This window comes from Pseudomonas cavernicola, assembly GCF_003596405.1.
In the GTDB taxonomy this organism is placed as follows: domain Bacteria; phylum Pseudomonadota; class Gammaproteobacteria; order Pseudomonadales; family Pseudomonadaceae; genus Aquipseudomonas; species Aquipseudomonas cavernicola.
Genome location: NZ_QYUR01000002.1, coordinates 2,849,609 through 2,868,630, shown reverse-complemented (window position 1 = coordinate 2,868,630; position 19,022 = coordinate 2,849,609). Strand labels below are relative to the sequence as shown.

Annotated in this window: 16 protein-coding genes; 5 read left to right on the top strand and 11 right to left on the bottom strand. The window is 62.3% G+C overall.

Going from position 1 to position 19,022, the window contains the following annotated elements; translation table 11 throughout:
• The first annotated feature begins 16 nt into the window (after window positions 1-16).
• From D3879_RS13660 to D3879_RS13650, 3 genes are read left to right on the top strand one after another with little or no spacing between them, the layout of a single operon-like run.
• Window positions 17-1,372: a TolC family outer membrane protein gene (locus D3879_RS13660; RefSeq protein WP_119954754.1), complete on the top strand. Its 1,356-nt coding sequence runs from the start codon at window positions 17-19 to the stop codon at window positions 1,370-1,372.
• Between the two features lie 31 nt (window positions 1,373-1,403).
• On the top strand, window positions 1,404-3,560 hold the full coding sequence (locus D3879_RS13655) for a type I secretion system permease/ATPase (protein ID WP_119954753.1): 2,157 nt from the start codon (window positions 1,404-1,406) through the stop codon (window positions 3,558-3,560).
• Window positions 3,553-4,911: an HlyD family type I secretion periplasmic adaptor subunit gene (locus D3879_RS13650; RefSeq protein WP_420800927.1), complete on the top strand. Its 1,359-nt coding sequence runs from the start codon at window positions 3,553-3,555 to the stop codon at window positions 4,909-4,911. Before D3879_RS13655 ends, D3879_RS13650 begins: the two co-directional genes overlap by 8 nt.
• Before the next feature lie 147 nt (window positions 4,912-5,058).
• Here D3879_RS13650 and mmsB read toward each other — a convergent pair whose 3' ends face one another.
• The 5 genes from mmsB to D3879_RS13625 form a co-directional block, all read right to left on the bottom strand.
• Window positions 5,059-5,940, bottom strand: coding sequence for a 3-hydroxyisobutyrate dehydrogenase (gene mmsB / locus D3879_RS13645; protein ID WP_119954751.1), 882 nt, complete (start codon window positions 5,938-5,940; stop codon window positions 5,059-5,061).
• A 164-nt stretch (window positions 5,941-6,104) separates the two neighbouring features.
• Entirely contained in the window at window positions 6,105-7,208 is a 1,104-nt protein-coding gene (locus D3879_RS13640) for an enoyl-CoA hydratase/isomerase family protein (protein ID WP_119954750.1), read from the bottom strand.
• 73 nt (window positions 7,209-7,281) lie between these two features.
• Entirely contained in the window at window positions 7,282-8,100 is an 819-nt protein-coding gene (locus D3879_RS13635) for an enoyl-CoA hydratase (RefSeq protein ID WP_119954749.1), read from the bottom strand.
• Between the two features lie 109 nt (window positions 8,101-8,209).
• Entirely contained in the window at window positions 8,210-9,373 is a 1,164-nt protein-coding gene (locus tag D3879_RS13630) for an isobutyryl-CoA dehydrogenase (RefSeq protein ID WP_119954748.1), read from the bottom strand.
• Window positions 9,374-9,532: 159 nt separating this feature from the next.
• Entirely contained in the window at window positions 9,533-11,026 is a 1,494-nt protein-coding gene (locus D3879_RS13625) for a CoA-acylating methylmalonate-semialdehyde dehydrogenase (protein ID WP_119954747.1), read from the bottom strand.
• Window positions 11,027-11,163: 137 nt separating this feature from the next.
• Between D3879_RS13625 and D3879_RS13620 the strand changes: the two genes are divergently transcribed.
• Window positions 11,164-12,045 carry a helix-turn-helix transcriptional regulator gene (locus tag D3879_RS13620; protein WP_119954746.1) on the top strand — a complete coding sequence of 294 codons (882 nt, stop codon included), beginning with the start codon at window positions 11,164-11,166 and terminating at the stop codon, window positions 12,043-12,045.
• Between the two features lie 57 nt (window positions 12,046-12,102).
• Here the strand turns inward: D3879_RS13620 and D3879_RS13615 are convergent, their stop codons facing one another.
• Window positions 12,103-12,516 (bottom strand): PaaI family thioesterase, encoded by a 414-nt coding sequence (locus D3879_RS13615; protein ID WP_119954745.1) that lies wholly within the window; start codon window positions 12,514-12,516, stop codon window positions 12,103-12,105.
• A 341-nt stretch (window positions 12,517-12,857) separates the two neighbouring features.
• On the opposite strand from D3879_RS13615, the gene ung reads away from it, so the two are divergent.
• Window positions 12,858-13,562 carry a uracil-DNA glycosylase gene (ung, locus tag D3879_RS13610; RefSeq protein WP_119954744.1) on the top strand — a complete coding sequence of 235 codons (705 nt, stop codon included), beginning with the start codon at window positions 12,858-12,860 and terminating at the stop codon, window positions 13,560-13,562.
• Here the strand turns inward: ung and D3879_RS13605 are convergent.
• The 5 genes from D3879_RS13605 to D3879_RS13585 all read right to left on the bottom strand — a co-directional run bounded on the left by D3879_RS13605 (window position 13,553) and on the right by D3879_RS13585 (window position 18,932).
• Window positions 13,553-14,584 (bottom strand): AbrB family transcriptional regulator, encoded by a 1,032-nt coding sequence (locus D3879_RS13605; protein ID WP_119954743.1) that lies wholly within the window; start codon window positions 14,582-14,584, stop codon window positions 13,553-13,555. The genes ung and D3879_RS13605 overlap by 10 nt on opposite strands.
• The gene (locus D3879_RS13600; protein WP_119954742.1) at window positions 14,577-16,091 is read right to left on the bottom strand and encodes a tripartite tricarboxylate transporter permease; all 1,515 of its coding nucleotides are present in this window, start codon (window positions 16,089-16,091) and stop codon (window positions 14,577-14,579) included. The genes D3879_RS13605 and D3879_RS13600 overlap by 8 nt, the downstream gene beginning before the upstream one ends.
• A 4-nt stretch (window positions 16,092-16,095) precedes the next feature.
• Window positions 16,096-16,551 (bottom strand): tripartite tricarboxylate transporter TctB family protein, encoded by a 456-nt coding sequence (locus D3879_RS13595; protein ID WP_119954741.1) that lies wholly within the window; start codon window positions 16,549-16,551, stop codon window positions 16,096-16,098.
• Window positions 16,552-16,640: 89 nt separating this feature from the next.
• Window positions 16,641-17,633: a Bug family tripartite tricarboxylate transporter substrate binding protein gene (locus D3879_RS13590; RefSeq protein WP_177412433.1), complete on the bottom strand. Its 993-nt coding sequence runs from the start codon at window positions 17,631-17,633 to the stop codon at window positions 16,641-16,643.
• Window positions 17,634-17,666: 33 nt separating this feature from the next.
• Complete coding sequence (locus D3879_RS13585) at window positions 17,667-18,932, bottom strand: OprD family porin (RefSeq protein WP_119954739.1); 1,266 nt, start codon at window positions 18,930-18,932, stop codon at window positions 17,667-17,669.
• Window positions 18,933-19,022 lie beyond the last annotated feature (90 nt).

Below are 19,022 nucleotides of genomic sequence, written 5' to 3'. Positions count from 1 at the left end.
CAAAGGAAGCTAATAAATGCGCATGCGTTTCTTCACTGCTCTGCCCTTAGTGCTTGGCGCCAGTTTTCAGGTGCAATCCCAAAGCCTGCCTGAGGCAATGCAAGAGGCCTTGGATGTTCATCCGGAAGTACAAGCCGCTGTGAACAGCCGGCTGTCTGCCGACTACCAGCTCAAGGCCGCCAAGGGTGGTTACCTGCCGCAAGTCGATCTGCTCGGTGGGATTGGCCGCGAAGGCACCGATGACCCGACGACCCGTGCCGGCAGCTCCAATAATCATTGGGAAACGTTGACCCGCGGTGAGTCCAGCCTGCGTCTGCAGCAGATGGTGTTCGATGGTTTCGCGACTTCCAGTGAAGTCGGCCGCCAGCAGGCCACGGTCAACTCGCGTGCCTACTCGCTGTTGAGCACCGCTGAGCGCACTGCTCTGGATGTGGCCCAGGTCTATCTGGAAGTGCTGAAACGCCAGGAGATGGTGCGTCTCGCCGAAGACAACCTGCAAAGCCACCTTCGCATCTATGACCAGATCAGCCTGCGCACCTCGCGCGGCGTCGGCAGTACGGCCGACCGCGATCAGGCCGATGCGCGTCTGGCTCAAGCGCGTAACAACTTGATCACCGAACAGACCAACCTGGCGGATGCCCGTACCAACTACCTCAGCGTGGTCGGTGCCGCGCCGGCGGAGCTGAGCCTGCCGCAAGGTTTGCCAGGCCAGTTGCCGGAAAGCCTCGACGATGCCAAGCGGCAGATGCTGGGAAACAGCCCGTTGCTGCGCTCGGCCGAGTCCGATGTGGCGGCGACCGAGAAACAGTACGAAGCGGCTAAGTCGACCTTCTATCCACGCTTCGATGCCGAGCTGGCGCGCAGCGCGGACAACGACGTGGATGGCCAGAACGGTCACGCCAACGATTGGCAGGCCATGTTGCGCATGCGTTACAACCTGTTCGCCGGTGGCAGCAATAAGGCTGACCTGGAATCCAAGGCCTACCAGATCAACGAAGCACTGGATATACGCAACAACGCGTTGCGCGTGCTCAACGAAGAGGTAGGCCTGGCCTGGAACGCGCTGTACAACGCTCGCGAGCAAAAACCGATCGCCGCGCAGTACGTCGACTACAGCAGCCGCGTGCGCAGCTCTTATCAGAAGCAGTTCACCCTGGGTGAGCGTACTCTGCTCGACTTGCTGGACAGCGAGAACGAGCTGTTCACTGCACAACGTCGTTTGGCGGATGTGACCTATACCGAGTTGTTTACTCAGTACCGGATCAAAGCCACCATTGGCGAGTTGCTCAAGAGTCAGGGCGTAGTAGCACCGTTAGCGTCGGTCGTGCAGAACGAAGTGAAGACGCAAGTGAACCTGCCCGGTTTGAATTGAACGTTTATCCGTTAAAGAAAAGAGTGCCAGCGTGGAATCAGAAGTAAGTCGAGTGCAACTCAATCATGATCCACGCGGGCAGCACGACGATCCTTTGTTGGACAGTCTGCTATCGCTCTGCGCCTTACATCAGAAACCCACCAGCCGGGCGACGCTGACCACCGGCTTGCCGTTGCCCAAGCAGCGTCTGACTGCCGAGCTGCTGCCTCGCGCCGCGGCGAGGGTCGGTCTGCAAGGCCGGCTTTTACGCCGTCGCCTGGAGCAGATTCCGGCGATCGCAATGCCGGCGATGCTGCTGCTCCAAGAAGGCCGCAGCGCCGTGCTGCTTGGTTGGGACGCCGATGGCCGGGCGAGGCTGATGCTCAGCGAGAGCGAGGGCGGCGAGGTCAAAGTGTCGCTGGAACTGTTGGCCGAGGATTACCTCGGCCAAGTGTTTTTCGCCCAACCGCGACACAAATTCGATATCAACCACGGTGACCTGATCCCGCGGACCCGCACCTGGTTCCGCGACACGCTGAAGCGCTCGCGCTGGCTCTATATCGATGCCGTCGCCGCCAGCCTGCTGATCAACCTGATCGGTCTGGGTGCGCCATTGTTCGTCATGAACGTCTACGACCGGGTAGTGCCGAACCAGGCCACTGCGACCCTCTGGGTCCTGGCCATTGGCATCTCCGGCGCATTTATGTTCGATCTGTTGCTCAAAACCATGCGCGGTCTGTGCCTGGACCTTGCCGGCAAGAAAACCGATCTGATCATTTCCGCCACGCTGTTCGAGCGCATCGTCGGCATGACCATGCGCCATCGCCCGGCGCGGGTCGGCAGCTTCGCGCAGAACATCCATGAGTTTCAGACCCTGCGGGACTTCCTCGCTTCGTTGACCCTGACCACCCTGATCGATCTGCCCTTCACCTTGCTGGTGTTGCTGGTGATCGCCATGCTCGGCGGGCATTTGGTGTGGATTCCGGTGCTGGCCTTTCCGGTGGCGCTGTTGATCGGCTGGCTGTTGCAGAAGCCCCTGGTCGAGACCATGGATCGCACCATGGCGCTTTCGGCCGAGCGCCAGTCCAGCTTGATCGAGACGCTCTGCGGGCTCGATGCGGTCAAAGTGAATAACGCCGAGAGCGAGCGCCAGTACCTGTGGGAGCAGACCATCGGCACCCTCAGCGGCCTGGAGCTGCGTGTGCGCATGCTCTCCAGTCTGGCGATGAACGTTACCCAGTTGATTCAACAATTGGCCGGTGTGGTGATGGTCATTTTCGGTGTCTACCTGATCATCGACGGCAACCTCAGCATGGGTGGCCTGATTGCCTGTTACATGCTCAACAGCCGCGCACTGGGGCCGCTGTCCCAGCTCTCCGGGCTGCTGACGCGTTATCAACAGGCGCGTCTGACCATGACGTCGATCGACCACATGATGGACCTGCCGCAAGAGCGCCAGGAAGACGATCGGCCGCTGACCCGGCAGAGCGTGCAGGGTGCCATCGAAATGCGTCAGCTGGACTTCAACTACCCACAACAGCAAAACGCCGCGCTGAAGAACATCAACCTGGTGATTCGTCCGGGCGAGAAGATCGGCATCATCGGCCGCAGCGGCTCCGGTAAAAGCTCGCTGGCCAAGCTGCTGGTCGGGCTCTATCAGGCAGACTCCGGCAGCTTGCTGGTGGATGGCGTGGATATCCGTCAGTTGGATATCAGCGAGTTGCGCCACAACATCGGTTATGTGCCCCAAGACATTCAATTGCTCAGCGGCACGCTGCGCGACAACCTCGCCTCCGGCGCGCGCTATGTGGAAAACGACCAGTTGCTGCAGGCCGCCGAGCTCGCCGGGGTGCACGAATTCGCCCGGCTGCATCCGCAAGGCTATGAACTGCAGGTCGGCGAACGCGGGCAGAACCTCTCCGGCGGGCAGCGGCAGAACGTCGCCCTGGCTCGTGCGCTGCTGCTCGATCCGCCGATCCTGCTGCTGGATGAACCGACCAGCGCCATGGACAACACCGGCGAGGAACATCTCAAGCAACGTCTGGCGGCGGTAATCACCAACAAGACGCTGCTGCTGGTCACCCACCGCGCCTCGATGCTGGCGTTGGTGGATCGTCTGGTGATCATCGACAAAGGTCAGATCATTGCCGACGGTCCGAAAGATGCGGTTATGGAAGCCTTGAAGAAGGGGCAGATCAGTGTTGCTTAAGCCGCTGCTAGCCAGCTTCCAGCGTTACTTCAAAGGTTCCGAATCGGTCGCCGGGCAGCCTCTGCCCGAGGTCAGCAAGGCGCTGGTCGAAGATGCGCCGCGCGTGGTGCGGCTGACCATCTGGTGCCTGATCGGTTTCTTTCTGTTCCTGCTGGTATGGGCGCACTTTGCGGTGGTCGACGAGGTGACTCGTGGTGACGGCAAGGCGATCCCTTCCTCCAAGCTGCAAAAGATCCAGAACCTCGAAGGCGGCATAGTCGCCGAGCTGTTCATTCGCGAAGGTCAGATCGTCAAGATCGGCGACCCATTGCTGCGCCTGGACGACACCCGCTTCGCCTCGAATGTCGGCGAAACCGAGGCCGATCGCCTGTCCTGGATGCTCCGTCTGGAACGCTTGAGCGCCGAGACCGAAGGGCGTCCGCTGCTTATCACCGATGAGACGCGAGCCAAGGCGCCCGGCCTGGCCGCCAGCGAACAGTCGTTGTACGAGAGCCGCCAGCAGCAACTGCATGACGAAGTGGCTGGCCTGGAAGAGCAGCTGATCCAGCGCAAGCAGGAACTGCGCGAGTTCGCTTCCAAGCAGGCGCAATACCGTAGCAGCCTGAATCTGCTGCAGCAGGAAATTCAGATGTCCGAACCGCTGGTGGCGGAAGGGGCGATGTCCCGGGTCGAAGTGCTGCGGCTCAAACGTGCCGAAGTAGAAAATCGCGGGCTGATGGACGCCACCGGTCTGGCGATTCCGCGTGCCGAATCGGCGATCAAGGAAGTCGAGCGCAAGATCGACGAAACCCGTGGACGTTTCCGCAGCGAGGCTCTGGCCCAGCTGAACGAGGCGCGCACCGAACTGAGCAAGACCGAAGCCACCGGTAAGGCGCTGGAAGATCGCGTCAACCGTACGCTGGTCACCTCGCCGGTACGCGGCATCGTCAAGCAACTGCTGGTCAACACCATCGGTGGCGTGATTCAACCGGGCAGCGATCTGGTGGAGATCGTTCCGCTGGACGACACCCTGCTGGTCGAAACCCGCATCCGCCCGCAGGACATCGCCTTTCTGCATCCGGGGCAGGAAGCGGTGGTCAAGTTCACGGCCTACGACTACACGATCTATGGCGGTTTGAAGGCCAAGCTGGAACAGATCAGTGCCGACACCATCACCGATGAGGAAGGCAACAGCTTCTACCTGATCAAGCTGCGCACCGATACGAGCCACCTGGGTTCAGTGGAGCACCCGCTGCTGATCATTCCGGGGATGGTCGCCTCGGTGGACATCATCACCGGCAAGAAGAGCATTCTCAGCTACCTGCTCAAGCCGATCATTCGTGCCCGTGCCGAGGCGTTGCGGGAACGCTAGGACCGCGCCGCGTAAAGCGGTACGTTGGTGCTGAGCCGAAGGCGATGCCCAACAACCGGCCTGCAAGGCCGGGCCGCCAAGTTCGAGACCGTGAATAGGGAGTCGCATGGCGACTCTTTGTTGGGCATCGCTGCGCTCAGCACCAACCTACGTGAACAGTTTCTGCACTACCGAAAAATCTTCCTGGCCGTGGCCTTGCTTGAGCAGCAAGCGATACAGGCTCAGTGCCAGCGAGCCCATCGGTGTGCTGCTGCCGGTGGCTAATGCAGCTTCCTGCGCCAGGCCCAGATCCTTGGCCATCAGCTCCGCCATAAAGCCGCCGGTGTAGCCCTTGGACGCCGGGGCGTTTTCCATCACGCCGGGCCAGGGGTTGTAGCGCTCCAGCGCCCAGTTGCCACCGGAACTCTGGCGCATGATCTCGGCCAGGATTTTTGGATCGAGACCGTTGGCAACGCCGAGGGCCATGGCTTCGGCCGTGCCGAGCATCAGCACGGCGAGCAACTGGTTGTTGCAGACCTTGGCCACTTGCCCGGCGCCGTTCAGGCCGGCGTGGAAGATGTTTTTGCCCATGGCGTTCAGCAGCGGACGGGCTTTATCCAGCGCACCGACTTCGCCACCGATCATAAAGGTCAAGGTGCCGGCCGCAGCGCCGGCGGTGCCGCCGGAGACCGGCGCGTCCAGCAGTTCGATGCCCCTTTCGGCGGCGGCTTTACTGACCTTTTTGGCCGACTCGGGGGCGATGGTCGAGCACTCCAACACCAGGCTGCCCGGGGTGATATAGCCGAGCAGACCCTGTTCGCCAAGGTACAGGCCTTCGACATGGCGGCTGGCCGGGAGCATGGAAATCACCACCTCGGCATCGTGCACGGCATCGCGGGCGTCTTTCGCAGCGTGGGCACCTTCGGCCGCCAGTTCGTCGACGGCGCTTTGCTGCAAGTCGAAGACCTTGAGGTCGAAACCGGCTTTGAGCAGGTTACGAGCCATAGGCAGGCCCATATGGCCGAGCCCGATAAAGGCGACTTTTTTCATTGTTGTGGTCCTCTTGTGGCCAAGGTTTCAAGGAGGTGTAGGGTGGGTTAGTCGCCTTAGCGACGTAACCCACCGTTGCTGCAACTGTTTCCATCGGCCGGCCCCTTGGGCCGAAGGGTGGGTTACGGCCACTGGCCTTAACCACCCTACATACCTGCTGTGGCTTACAAGCCCGCCAGCGGGTGCGGTCCTTCCCAGGTCGGCTGGAAGTGCGCCTCGATGACGGCTTCGGGGATGTTGGCGACGTCCGGCCAGTGCCAGCGCGGCGCGTTGTCCTTGTCGATCAGGCGAGCGCGAACCCCTTCGGGGAATTCCGGGTGGCGACAGCTGTTCAAGCTCATGGTGTATTCCATCTGGAACACTTGCGCGAGTGACAGATGTTTGGCTCGTTTGATCTGCTGCCACACCAGGTGGGCGGTGAGCGGGCAACCGGCTGCCAGGGTCTTGGCTGCGCGGCTGAGCAGCGGGTCGCTATCGTTTTGCAGGGCACTGATGGCCCGCCAGGCGCTGGGGAGGTCGGCCACATCGAGCAGGTTGTCGATAATGCTACGCCGCGTGAGCAGCTGGGCTTCCGGCAGTTGCTGGTTGGCCTCGTGCTCCATGGCTTTGAGTAGGCTGTTCAACTGCATGGCCGGTTGTTCTTGCCAGTTAAGCTGCAGTAGCCCCTGGATCAGCTCGTCCTGCTGCTCGTCACGCAGGAAGCGGTCGGCCAGGCCGAGATTGAGCGCATCGTGGGCATTGATTTGTGTGGCGGTCAGGCCGAGGAACAGGCCGAGCTTGCCTGGCAGGCGGCTGAGGAACCAACTGCCGCCGACATCCGGATAGAGGCCGATATTGATTTCCGGCATCGCCAAGCGGCTGCTTGGGGTGACGATGCGGATGCCCGCGCCTTGCATCAACCCCAGCCCGCCGCCCAACACATAGCCATGGGCCCAGCAGATCAGCGGCTTGGGATAGGTATGAATGCGGTGGTCGAGGCGGTATTCGTCGGCGAAGAAGCGCCCGGCCAACGGCGGTACTTGGCCTGGATGCTCGCGGCAGGCATCGACCAGTCTGCGCACATCGCCGCCGGCGCAGAAGGCTTTCGGCCCGTTGCCACGCAGGATCACGCAGGCGATGGCCGGGTCTTCGGCCCAGGCGTGCAGTTTGGCGTCCAATGCCTCGAGCATCGACAGCGAGAGGGCGTTCAGGCTTTGTTCGGCATCCAGGCTGGCGATGCCGATGCGGGCACCGTGCCGGCTCACGCGCTCTTCGAAAGTTACGTTCATTATTCGCGGGTCTCGTCCGGGTGATCTGGTCTAAGGCGGGCGCATCCGTAGTGCTGCGCCCGACCTGAAGAGTTTATTTATTGCGCCATTGTGGATCGCGTTTTTCCAGGAAGGCGTTGACGCCTTCGCGGGTGTCATCGGCATCGAAGAGGTCGACGAAGCGCTCGCGCTCCTCGGGCAGCCAACTGTTCGGCCCACGCTCACGGGCGCCCTGCAACAGCGGCTTGATGGTGCGCACCGCGACCGGGCTCTGCCGCGCGACTTTGGCCGCGAGCAGCAGGGCATGGCCGCGGGCTTCCCCGTTGTCCACCACTTGCTCGACCAGACCGATGCGCAGAGCGGTTTCCGCATCGACGCGTTCGCCGCAGAGGATCATGCGTTTCGCCCAGCCTTCGCCGATCAGCCAGGGCAGCGCTTGGGTGCCGCCTGCGCACGGCAATAGGCCGACTGTGGCCTCCGGCAGCGCCATTTGTGCCTGCCGCTCGGCGATGCGGATGTCGCAGGCCAGGGCGCATTCCAGACCGCCGCCCATGGCGTAGCCGTTGATCGCGGCAATCGACACGCCACGGAAATCGCGCAGGGTTTCGAAGGCTTCGCCGAAACGCCGGGCCATCTCGCGGGCGCGGGCTTTATCGCCATCGGCGAAGAGCTTCAGGTCAGCCCCGGCGCTGAAGAATTTGCTGCCTTGGCCGGTGATCACCAGGGCGTAGATATCGTCATCGCGATTGAGGTGCTCGACCAGCTGCTTGAGGCCGATCAACGATTCGCGATCCCAGGTATTGGCCGGCGGATGGTTGATGGTGAGCAGGGCAGTGTGCCCGTGCTTTTCCACCGTCAGTTTGTGGGTCAGGTCGAAGAGACCGGGGTTGTAGGCTTCTACTGCGGTGCTCATAAGCGATTTGTCCCTTTCGTAGGCTGGGTAAAGCGCAGCGAAACCCAGCATGTGCAAAAAAACCGGGCTGGGTCTCGCGTTGCTCTGCCCAGCCTGCCTGGTGATCCCGTTACAGCAGTTGATCGAGCATACCGCCTTGCTCCAGCAGGCGCCGCGCCACGATCACACGCATGATTTCGTTAGTGCCCTCGAGAATCTGGTGTACGCGGCTGTCGCGCACCCAGCGCTCCAAAGGGTAATCATTCAGATAGCCATAGCCACCGTGAAGTTGCAGCGCCGCATTGCACAGGTCAAAGCAGTGGTCGGTAGCGAAGCGCTTACTCATGGCGCAGTAGAGACTAGCTTCGGGGTGCTTATGGTCGAGTTTATGCGCGGCCAGGCGCACCATTTGCCGGCTGGCAGTAAGGTCGGTGAGCATGTCGGCGAGCTTGAATTGCAGGGCCTGGAACTCTGCCAGCGGCTTGCCGAATTGCTTGCGCTCCTCAACATAGCGCAGCGATTGCTCGAGCGCCGCCTGGGCCGCACCGAGCGAGCAGCTGGCGATATTCAGGCGGCCGCCATCCAGGCCCTTCATCGCGTAGACAAAGCCCTGGCCTTCCGGGCCGATGCGGTTGCCCGCCGGAATGCGCACGCCCTCGAAGCTGATCGAACGGGTTGGCTGCGCACACCAGCCCATCTTCAATTCATTGCGCCCATAGCGAACGCCGGGGGCATCGGCCGGCACCAGAAAGCAGGAAATGCCCTTGGCGCCGTCTTCACCGGTGCGCGCCATGACGATCAGCACTTCGGTGCTGCCAGCGCCTGAGATAAAGCACTTGCTGCCGTCGATGACGTACTCGCCGCCCTCGCGTTTGGCGCGGGTGCGCAGGTGCGCGGCATCGGAGCCGGCGTCCGGTTCGGTCAGGCAGTAAGAGGCGAGCAATTCGCCACTGATCAGGCGTGGCAGCCATACGGCTTTCAACGCCTGGTCGGCGAAACTGGCGAGCATCCAGCAGGCCATGTTGTGAATGGTCATGAAGGCGGTGGTGGCGACACAACCGGCCGATAGCTGCTCGAAGATCAGCGAAGTCGACAGCCGCGAGAGCCCTAAGCCGCCATCTTCCTCACCGATATACAAGGCCAGATAGCCCTGTTCGGCGGCACGACGGATCACGTCAACGGGGAAGTGATGGTCGCGATCCCAGTCGGCGGCGTGCGGTGCCAGTTCATGGCTGGCGAAAGCCCGCGCACTCTCCACCAGCAGGCGTTGTTCTTCAGAAAGGTCGAAATCCATGTCTTCTCCATATGCGCAGGAGTTCAGATCGTAGGTTGGGGTAGAGCGCAGCGAAACCCAGCTGCGCCTCAAGCTGGGTTTCGGCGCGAGCGCCTCTATCTAGCCTACTTCAACTGAAAGCTTATATTCAGCTCGTTCACCGGGCTGTCATAAACCCACCTACTTCAAATGAATGGTCATATTCGGCCCACTCACCGGGCTCTCATCGAACCAGCGGCTGGTGACGGTCTTGGTCTCGGTGTAGAAGCGCACGCCCTGTTTGCCATAGGCGTGCAGGTCCCCGTAGAACGAGCCTTTCCAGCCGGTGAAGGAGAAGAACGGCAGCGGTACCGGCACTGGCACGTTGATACCGACCTGGCCGACTTCGATGTCGTGCTGGAAGTGTCGCGCGGCACCGCCCGAGCTGGTGAAGATCGAAGTGCCGTTGCCGTAGGGGTTGTCGTTGATCAGCTTGATCGCGTCTGCCAGGCTCTCGACCTCCATGCAGACCAGCACCGGGCCGAAGATTTCCTCGCGGTACAGGCCCATCTTGGTGGTCACGCCACGGAACAGGCTGGGGCCGAGCCAGTTGCCATCGGGGTAACCGGGCACTGTGCAGTGGGAGCCGTCGAGCAGGCACTCGGCACCTTCGGCCTTGCCTTCGATAATCAGGCGTTGTACGCGTTGCTTGGCTTGCTGGCTGATCAGCGGGCCGTAGGCGGCGTGCGGGTCATTCCAGCTGCCAGGGCGCAGTTCGGCCATTTGTCCGGCCAGTTCGGGGATCCAGTTTTTCGCTTCGCCAACGAAGACCGCCACGCTGATCGCCATGCAACGTTGCCCGGCGGCGCCACAGCTTGCACCGACCAGGTTGCTCAGGACTTGATCCTTATTCGCGTCGGGCATGATCACCATGTGGTTCTTCGCCCCGGCGAAGGCCTGCACGCGCTTCAGGTGGGCGGTGCCGGTGCGGTAGATATGCTGGCCTACCGGCACCGAACCGACGAAGGAGATGGCACGGATATCCGGATGGGTGAGCAGGGCGTCGACTTGTTCGCGGCCTCCGTGCAGCACCTGCAGCACGCCTTTCGGTGCGCCGGCCTCGATAAACAGCTCGGCCAACCGGTTGGGGGTCATGGGGTCCTGTTCGGAAGGCTTGAGGATGAAGGTGTTACCGGCGGCGATGGCCAGCGGAAACATCCACAGTGGAATCATCGCCGGGAAGTTGAACGGGGTGATGCCGACGCAGACACCGAGCGGCTGAATCCAGCTGGCGGTATCAATGCCGCGGGCCACGTTTTCACCGGTTTCACCCATCATCAGGCTGGCGATGTTGGCGGCCTGCTCGACGACTTCGATCCCGCGCCAGACGTCGCCCTTGGCATCGGCGAAGGTCTTGCCGGTTTCCTTGGCGAGGATTTCCGCCAGCTCGTCGTGGTGTTCCTTGAGCAGGTGCTGGTAACGCAGCATCAAGCGCGCACGCTCGGATACCGGTACTTCACGCCAGCTGAGGAAGGTTTCCTTGGCGCTGGCGATGGCGGCTTCGATTTCCTCGTGGGTGGCTTTGGGGGCCAAGACCAGGACTTCCTGAGTCGCCGGGTCGGTCACTTCTATCAGCTCGCGAGAACGGCTCTCGGTCCACTCACCTGCAATCAACTGCGCAATTACCTTGCTCATCGCACTCTCCACGGGACGGGGTTTCCAATATTTATAGCGACTGTTGGGCGTGCTGAGGATTGACGATCTTGGTTGATGGATGGACGATCTTGGGATTGATCATTGCTCGGACCGTCAGAGTCGAAGGATGAAACCGCATGAGCCGCAGCGTCGAAACCTCTAACTGGCCATTGCCGGCCAATGGTGTGCGCTTTATCACGCCGCCGCGCATACGCCGGGCGCTGGCCCGTCATCCGTTGGCGATGGGTTGTTACCCGCTGGCGCTCGGGTTTTATCCGGAGGCTTGCGAACATCGCATGAGTCGCCCGCAGCCGGAGGATCATCTACTGCTCTATTGTCGCGCCGGCCAGGGTTGGTTGGACACCGAGGATGGACGATTCGAGGTCGGCGGCGGTGATTTGATCTTGCTGCCGAAAGGTCGCGCGCATGCCTACGGCGCGGACGCCAGCCGACCCTGGACGCTGTACTGGGTGCATTTCGAGGGCGAGTTGGCGGCGGAGTTTATGCGCCCGCTGGGCAAGGGGCCGATCTGGCGAATTGGCGTGCAACCGCGTCTGCTGGCGGAGTTCGATGCGCTGCTTGGGTTGCGCCGACAAGGCCTGAGCCTGCCGCATTTCATTCTGGCAGCGCACCAACTGCAAGTGTTGCTGACTTCGCTGGCGGTCCTGCCGGCAAGGGCCACGCTGAAGTCTGGACGGGTGCTGGATGTGGACGCGGTGCAGGCGGTGATGCGCGCCCATCTGCACGGCGCGTTGAACCTCGACCAACTGGCGGCGCAGTTCAAGTTGTCGCGCTTTCACTTCGCCAAGACCTACCGCGCGCTGACCGGTTATGCGCCGATCCAGGACTTTATCCGGCTGAAAATGGCCCACGCCTGCCGCCTACTGGATGAGGGTGAGCAGGGCATCGGCCAGGTTGCCGAGCAATTGGGCTACGAGGACGTGTATTACTTCTCGCGGTTATTTCGCAAAGTCGTCGGCATGGCGCCCAGTCACTACCGGGCGCTGCACCAGGGGTAAGCGCTTGGGGGAGCCGCAAGCGGCTCCTTGTTGGGCATCGCTTTGCTCAGCGCCAACCTACACGCGTGCGATGGTCGCCAAGCCGGTGGCGACGATCTTTTCCTGCCCGTCGCGCAGGGCAAAGACGTCGGCGCGGGTTACCACCTGGCGCTGGCCGGCCTTGATCACGGCGCTGCGGCAGATCAACTTCTCGCCGATTGCCGGTGCCAGCAGGTTGACCTTGTACTCGGAGGTCACCACATCGCCGACCACCGAGGCCGCAGCCCAGGCGCAGGCGCTGTCGATCATGAAACCCACCACTGCGCCGTGGACGAAGCCGTGGTGCTGGGTCAGTTCACGCCGCGGCAATACCTCAAGGGTGATCTGGCCGGGGGCGAACTCGGTCAGTTCGAAGCCGATCATCTGGGCAAACGGCGAGTGTTGCAGGGCTTCTTCCAAACGCTCGCGGGTAATCGCGGTAGGGCTATCCATGGCATCTCTCCGGTTTAGGTTCAGCAGCAGTCTTGGCTGCTGGGCGTGCTAGGGCAATCAGCATCCAACGGCGTGATAGCGCTGTATCAGCACTTGCCTTGACTTGCCCGGAGCGCTTCTCTAGGTTGCCGATTTTGTTGGCTATGTCTGAATTAGCTAGTGCAGTGCGTGCATTGGAAAGCGCGCAACCTGTAGGAGCGGGCTCTGCCCGCGATGCTTTTGCTTGAAGGGCATTCGCTCGCGCTGCTCGCTCCTACGAAGGGTTGCAGCTCGGCTAACGGGTACATAGCCTTTTTGTTTGTATCAAGGCCGTGCTGCGCGCAGGTCTGTTGGGGGGATGGATGAACGCCGTGGATGACCGTATCAAACTCGAAGCGGGTTGGAAGAACGCCCTGCGCGAGGAATTCGACAAGCCCTATATGCGCGAGCTGAGCGAGTTCTTGCGCGATGAGACGGCGGCCGGCAAAGAGATCTATCCGCCGCGGCCGCTGATTTTCAATGCGCTCAACCTGACACCGCTGGATCAGGTCAAGGTAGTGATCATTGGCCAGGATCCGTATCACGGCCCCGGCCAGGCCCACGGCTTGTGCTTCTCGGTGCAGCCGGGGGTGGCACCGCCGCCGTCCCTGCTGAACATCTACAAGGAATTGAAGCGCGACCAGAATATCGAGATCGCCCAGCACGGCTGCCTGCAGAGTTGGGCGGAGCAGGGCGTGTTGCTGCTCAATACCTCGTTGACCGTCGAGCGTGCGCTCGCCGGCTCCCATGCGGGCAAGGGTTGGCAGCTCTTTACCGATAAGGTCATTGAAGTGGTCAGCACCCATCAACCGCGCCTGGTTTTCCTGCTCTGGGGCGCGCATGCGCAGAAAAAGGAAAGCCTGATCGACTCGACCAAGCACCTGATCCTGCGCTCGCCGCATCCCTCGCCGCTGTCCGCCCATCGCGGTTTTATCGGTAACGGGCACTTTGGCCGAACCAATAAGTTTCTCCTGCAACACGGCCTCGAGCCGATCGACTGGCGACTGCCGGAACTGAGTCAGGGCTGATGTTTCTGCCAGAGCCTGAACACTGGCTCCGCGAGAAACAGCACGAGCAACAAGCGCAACACCTGCAACGCCGTCACCAGCGGTACCGAGAGTTGTAGTGCCTCGGCGGTCAGGCTGAGTTCGGCGATGCCTCCGGGCATCATGCCGAGCATCAGCGCCTGCTGATCCAGCGCGCCCAGCCAGCTCAAAACCTCAGCCGCGAACGCGGCGAACAGCATCATCAAGACGGTAGCCAGCAGGGTGCGAGCGATAAACGCGGGCGCACTGCGAAAGAACAGCCGGTCGAAGTGGCAACCCAGCGCACTGCCGATCAACCACTGGCCCAGCGTGTTAGCGAAGCCGGGCAGCCCGATCTGCAGATCGAAGCCGAGGCTGATCGCCGCGCTGACCGCTAGCGGGCCGAGCAGCCAGGGATTCGGTTGGCGCAGGCGTTGCCAGCACACCGCCACCAGCGCACCGGCAGGGAACAGCAGAGCGAGCCAGCGCCAATCCACCGCTGCGGCTTGATGTACGGGCGTTCCGGCACCAAGCAGCCACTGGAACAACGCGGGCACGCTAAGCACCACCAGCAGCAGACGCAGGCTTTGCCCGGCCGCGACCCGGCTGGCGATGGCGCCATTGCGGGCGCCGAGGTTGAGCATTTCGCTGGCGCCGCCCGGCATGCTGGCGAAGAACGCGGTGGCGCGATCCTCGCCACTGCGGCGCAGTAGCGAGACGCCTATCAGGCAGGACAGCGTGGTTATCAGCGCGCCGACCAGGATGATGCCGCTATGCGACAGCACCTGTTCGAGTACCACTGGGGTGAAGTGCAGGCCGATGCCAATGCCGATGATCCATTGCCCGCATTTGCGGGCGCCGGGCACTTCCGCCAACTGCCAGCCCGCCAGGCAGCGCACCAGAATCACCGCCAGCAACGAGCCGATCATCCATGGCAGTGGCCAGCCGACCAGGCTGGCCAGGTAGCCGCCGGCCAGGCCGACCAGCGGCGTTCCCCACCAGTCAGGCCAAGCTCTTTCAAGCATTGGCCAGCTTGCGGCGCAGGGCGGCGCGCTTGCGCAGGATGCGGACGATCGGCAGCACCAGCATGGCTACCACCAGCACCCAGCAACCGATGCTGATCGGGCTGGCCCAGAGGATGCCCAGGTTGCCGTTGGAGATCGACAGCGCGCGGCGCAGGTTGTCTTCCATCAAGCCACCCAGCACAAAGCCGAGCAGCAGCGCCGAGAGCGGGAAATCCAGCTTGCGCAAGACGTAACCGAAAACCCCGATGCCGACCATCAGCAGCAGGTCGAAGGTCGTCGCATGCACGGCGTAGACGCCGATCGAGGTGATGATCGCGATCAGCGGCACCAGCGCCCAGTTCGGCACGCTGAGGATGCTGGTGAACACGCGGATCATCGGCACGTTGAGGATCAACAGCATGATGTTGGCGATGAACAGCGACGCGATCAGACCCCAGACGATGTCCGGTTGGTTCTGGAACAGCAGCGGGCCGGGAGTGATGTTGTAGAGCGATAGCGCGCCAAGCATCACTGCGGTGGTGCCAGAGCCCGGCACGCCGAGGGTGAGCATGGGGATCAGATTGCCGCAGGCGCAGGCGCCGATGGAGGATTCCGGTGCGGCCAGGCCGCGCATGTCGCCCTGGCCGAACTTGCCTTTCGGGCCGATCAGGTTCTTCTCGCTCATATAGGCCACCGCACTGCTGATGGTCGCGCCGGCGCCGGGCAGCACGCCGAAGACGAAGCCGATCAGGCCGCCACGCAGGGTGGTCATGAAGGTGAAGGTGACTTCCTTGAAATTGAACATCATGCGGCCGCTGGCTTTGATCGCTGTTTGCCCGTGATGGGTTTTCTCCAGCATTAGGAGAATCTCGCTGACCGAGAACAGGCCCAGTACCAAAACCACGAACTGAATGCCGTCGGCCAGGTGGACGTTATCGCCGGTGAAACGGTACACGCCGCTGTTGGCGTCGATGCCGATAGTCGCCAGGAACAGCCCGAGCAGCGCCGAAACCAGGGTTTTCACCGGTTTATCGCCGGCCATCCCGCCCAGGCAGACAATGGCGAAGACCATCAGTACGAAGTACTCCGCCGGGCCGAAGGCAATCGCCCATTGCGCCAGCAGCGGGGCGAACAGGACCATGCCGATGATGGCGATGAACGCGCCGACGAAGGAACTCCAGGCCGATAGCGACAGCGCTACGCCGGCCAGGCCCTGGCGGGCCATTGGATAGCCGTCGAGCGTGGTCATCAGGGTCGAGGCCTCGCCGGGAATGTTCAGCAGAATCGAGGAGATGCGTCCGCCGTACTCGCAGCCGAGGTAGACGGCGGCGAGCAGGATCAGCGCCGATTCCGGTGGCAGACCGAGGGCGAAAGCCACGGGAATCAACAGCGCTACGCCGTTGATCGGGCCGAGGCCGGGCAGCAGGCCGACAATGGTACCGATGAAGGTGCCGATCAGGGCCGCGGTCAAGTTGTAAGGGGTCATGGCAACGCCGAACCCCTGACCGAGCAAGCTTAAGGTATCCATGTCATCACTCCAGCACGCTGAGCAAACCCAGCGGCAGCGGTACGTCGAGTACTTTGTCGAAAAGCAGGTAAAGACCAATCGCCAGGCCGAGGCTGACCAGCACCGCAGGTTTCCAGGGCGCGCCGTAGAGCATGGCTAGGCCAATGCCGATCAGGGTGCTGCTGATGATCAGGCCGAGCGGCTCGAACAGTGCGGCATAGGCCAGCAACATGACGATGCACAGGCCGATCTTGCGCAGCGTGGCGTTGTCCAGCGGGTGGTCGTCGTACCCTTTGTTCAGGCGGGTCGGGCGAATGGTCAGGTAGATCAGGCCGATTGCGCTCAGGCCGAGGATCAGCAACGGGTAGGCACGCGGGCCGACCGGCTCGTAGGAGAAGGCCGTCTGGTATTGCCAGGCGAACACAGCGAGCACCGCGCAGGCGATGAGCCCGCTCAGGGTGAACAAGCGTTGGAAAAGCATGGGTAGGTCCTCGCGGGAACAGGCAGAGGAGCGAGCTGGTCCGGCCCTTCTCGATAATTGAGAGGCATGGCCGGCCAGCGCGCGGTCGGTTATTGAATCAGGCCGAATTCCTTAGCCAGCAGCTTGTAGTCGGCGACTTGCTTCTTCACGTAGGTATCCAGTTCCGGGCCGGTCATCGCGAAGGGGAACAGTTCGCGCTGGTCGCGCAGCTTGGCGAAATCATCGGAAGCCAGCATTTTGTCGAATGCGTCCTTCCACCAGTTGTACTCGGCGTCGCTGACTTTTGGCCCGAGGTAGAAGCCGCGCACCACGGGCCAGACGATGTCGTAGCCCTGTTCCTTGGCGGTCGGGATGTTGGCCATCGCCGCTTCTGGCATACGCTCTTCGGCGAACACCGCGAGCAGGCGCATGCCGCCGCTCTGGACGTGCGGCATGGAGTCGGAGATGTCGGTGCTGCCGACCTGGATATGCCCGCCGAGCAGGGCGGTAGCGATCTCACCGCCGCCTTCGAGGGCAACATAGCGCAGCTTGCGCGGGTCGATGCCGGCCGCGCGCGCGATCAGTGCGGTCTGCATCCAGTCCTGGCTGCCGACGGTGCCGCCGGAGCCGATCACCACCTTGTCCGGATTTTCCTGAAGTGCTTTGACCAAATCGTTGAGGGTCTTGTACGGCGAGTCGCTGCGCACGGCGATAGCGCCGTAGCTGGTGCCGACCGCCGCCAGCCATCTCACGGCGTTCTCGTCGAAACGGCCGAATTTGCCCTGCGCCAGGTTGAGCAGCGAGCCGGAAGAGAAGGCGACGATGGCATTGCCATCGGTGGGCCGTTGCGCGACCACGGCGTTATAGGCCACCGCGCCGACGCCGCCGGGCATATAGGTGACTCGCATGGGTTTGCTCAGCAGCTTGGCGTCCAGCATGCCGCTTTGCGCGAGCTTGCAGGTCAGATCGAAACCGCCGCCGGGCGCGGCCGGGGCGATGCACTCAGGGCGCTTGGGTTCAGCGGAATCGGCCAGCAACGGGCCGGCGAATGCCAGGCAGGTTGCCGCTAAAGCGATGCTAGTCAGGGTGAGTCTCATGGGCAGGTTCTCCGGTGGAGTTTTATTGTGGGGCTAGCGTTACCAGATCGGCAGGCTGTAGCTGACGATCAGGCGGGTTTCATCGGCATCACGGGCAAAGTCGGAGCGGAGGGTGGCGTTGCGCACGCGTACTGCGATGTTCTTCAGCGCGCCGCTCTGCACCACGTACTTGAATTCGCTGTCACGTTCCCATTCCTTGCCGCGTTCGTTGCTGCCGGTCACCTGCGCGTTGTCGCCGCTGACGTAACGGCTCATGAAAGTCAGGCCGGGGAAGCCGAGCTTGCCGAAGTCGTAGTCGTAGCGGGCCTGCCAGGAGCGCTCGTCGGCGTTGGCGAAGTCGTTGATCTGCACGAAGTTGACCAGGAAGGGGTCTGTGCCATCGACGTAGGCGAAGCCGGTATCGCCGCCCATGTGTTGGTAACCCAGGCTGAACTTGTGGCTACCCAGACCGTAGCCGAGCATGCCGTTGAGCGCCTGGTTGTCGATCGTGCCGGCCTTGGCCGCACCGTCCTCATCGCTGAGCGAGAGGCGCAGATCGGCGCTCAGGGTGCCGGGGCCGAGCGCTTGGCTGGCGAGCAGACCGATAAAGTGTTGGCGATAGATGTCGTCCAGTTCGGCGAAGTGATAACGCCCGGTGATGCTGTCGCTGAACTGGTAGTCGGCGCCGGCCAGGTTGAAATGATCGGCCGTGGCGGCGCTGGCGAAACGGCGGTTCTTGTTGTTCAGCGCGAGGTCTTCATTGTTGCTGGAGGCGCGGTCTTTGACCTGGTTCAGCTGCCCGCCGGTGAAGGTCAACCGCTCCAGTTCCTGGGAGGTCAGCAACGCGCCCTCGAAGGTTTGCGGCAGGATGCGGCCGTCGCTCGGCTTGAGGGTCGGTAATTCGGGTATCAGGGTGCCGAACTTCAGTTCCGTGGCCGAGACTTTGACTTTGCCGGTCAAGCCCAGGTGGGAATACTCATCGGCGGCGCGGCCGTCGTCATGCACCGGCAGTAGGTCGGTGCCGGTGCGATCCGGGCTGGAGTCCAGCTTGATGCCAAGCAGGCCGAGGGCATCGACGCCGAAACCGACGGTGCCTTCGGTGTAGCCCGATTGCAGGTCGAGGATAAACCCCTGCGCCCACTCTTCGCGCTTGGATTGGCCAGTACCTTCGCGGAAGTCGCGGTTCAGATAGATATTGCGGGTTTCCAGGCTGGCCGAGCTGTCGTCGATGAAGTCGGCGTGGGCGACTGGCGCGAGCAGGGCCGTGGTGACGGCTAGGCTTAGCAAATGAGCAGGCGGCAGCGCCTGACGTGAGGCTGTCAGCATTGTGTGGGTTCCATTGTTGTTTTTGTCACGGCTGCATACCACTGTGCGAACCGCTCTGGTGGGTGGTTCGAGCCACCCGAAACCGATGCT

Bases quoted from the DNA above. Each gene is read 5' to 3' on its own strand.
- D3879_RS13625 (WP_119954747.1), bottom strand. From the start codon at position 11,026: ATGAGCAAGGTAATTGCGCAGTTGATTGCAGGTGAGTGGACCGAGAGC.
- D3879_RS13620 (WP_119954746.1), top strand. From the start codon at position 11,164: ATGAGCCGCAGCGTCGAAACCTCTAACTGGCCATTGCCGGCCAATGGT.
- D3879_RS13640 (WP_119954750.1), bottom strand. From the start codon at position 7,208: ATGAACGTAACTTTCGAAGAGCGCGTGAGCCGGCACGGTGCCCGCATC.
- ung (WP_119954744.1), top strand. From the start codon at position 12,858: ATGAACGCCGTGGATGACCGTATCAAACTCGAAGCGGGTTGGAAGAAC.
- D3879_RS13605 (WP_119954743.1), bottom strand. From the start codon at position 14,584: ATGCTTGAAAGAGCTTGGCCTGACTGGTGGGGAACGCCGCTGGTCGGC.
- D3879_RS13660 (WP_119954754.1), top strand. From the start codon at position 17: ATGCGCATGCGTTTCTTCACTGCTCTGCCCTTAGTGCTTGGCGCCAGT.
- D3879_RS13635 (WP_119954749.1), bottom strand. From the start codon at position 8,100: ATGAGCACCGCAGTAGAAGCCTACAACCCCGGTCTCTTCGACCTGACC.
- D3879_RS13595 (WP_119954741.1), bottom strand. From the start codon at position 16,551: ATGCTTTTCCAACGCTTGTTCACCCTGAGCGGGCTCATCGCCTGCGCG.
- D3879_RS13630 (WP_119954748.1), bottom strand. From the start codon at position 9,373: ATGGATTTCGACCTTTCTGAAGAACAACGCCTGCTGGTGGAGAGTGCG.
- D3879_RS13600 (WP_119954742.1), bottom strand. From the start codon at position 16,091: ATGGATACCTTAAGCTTGCTCGGTCAGGGGTTCGGCGTTGCCATGACC.
- D3879_RS13585 (WP_119954739.1), bottom strand. From the start codon at position 18,932: ATGCTGACAGCCTCACGTCAGGCGCTGCCGCCTGCTCATTTGCTAAGC.
- mmsB (WP_119954751.1), bottom strand. From the start codon at position 5,940: ATGAAAAAAGTCGCCTTTATCGGGCTCGGCCATATGGGCCTGCCTATG.
- D3879_RS13615 (WP_119954745.1), bottom strand. From the start codon at position 12,516: ATGGATAGCCCTACCGCGATTACCCGCGAGCGTTTGGAAGAAGCCCTG.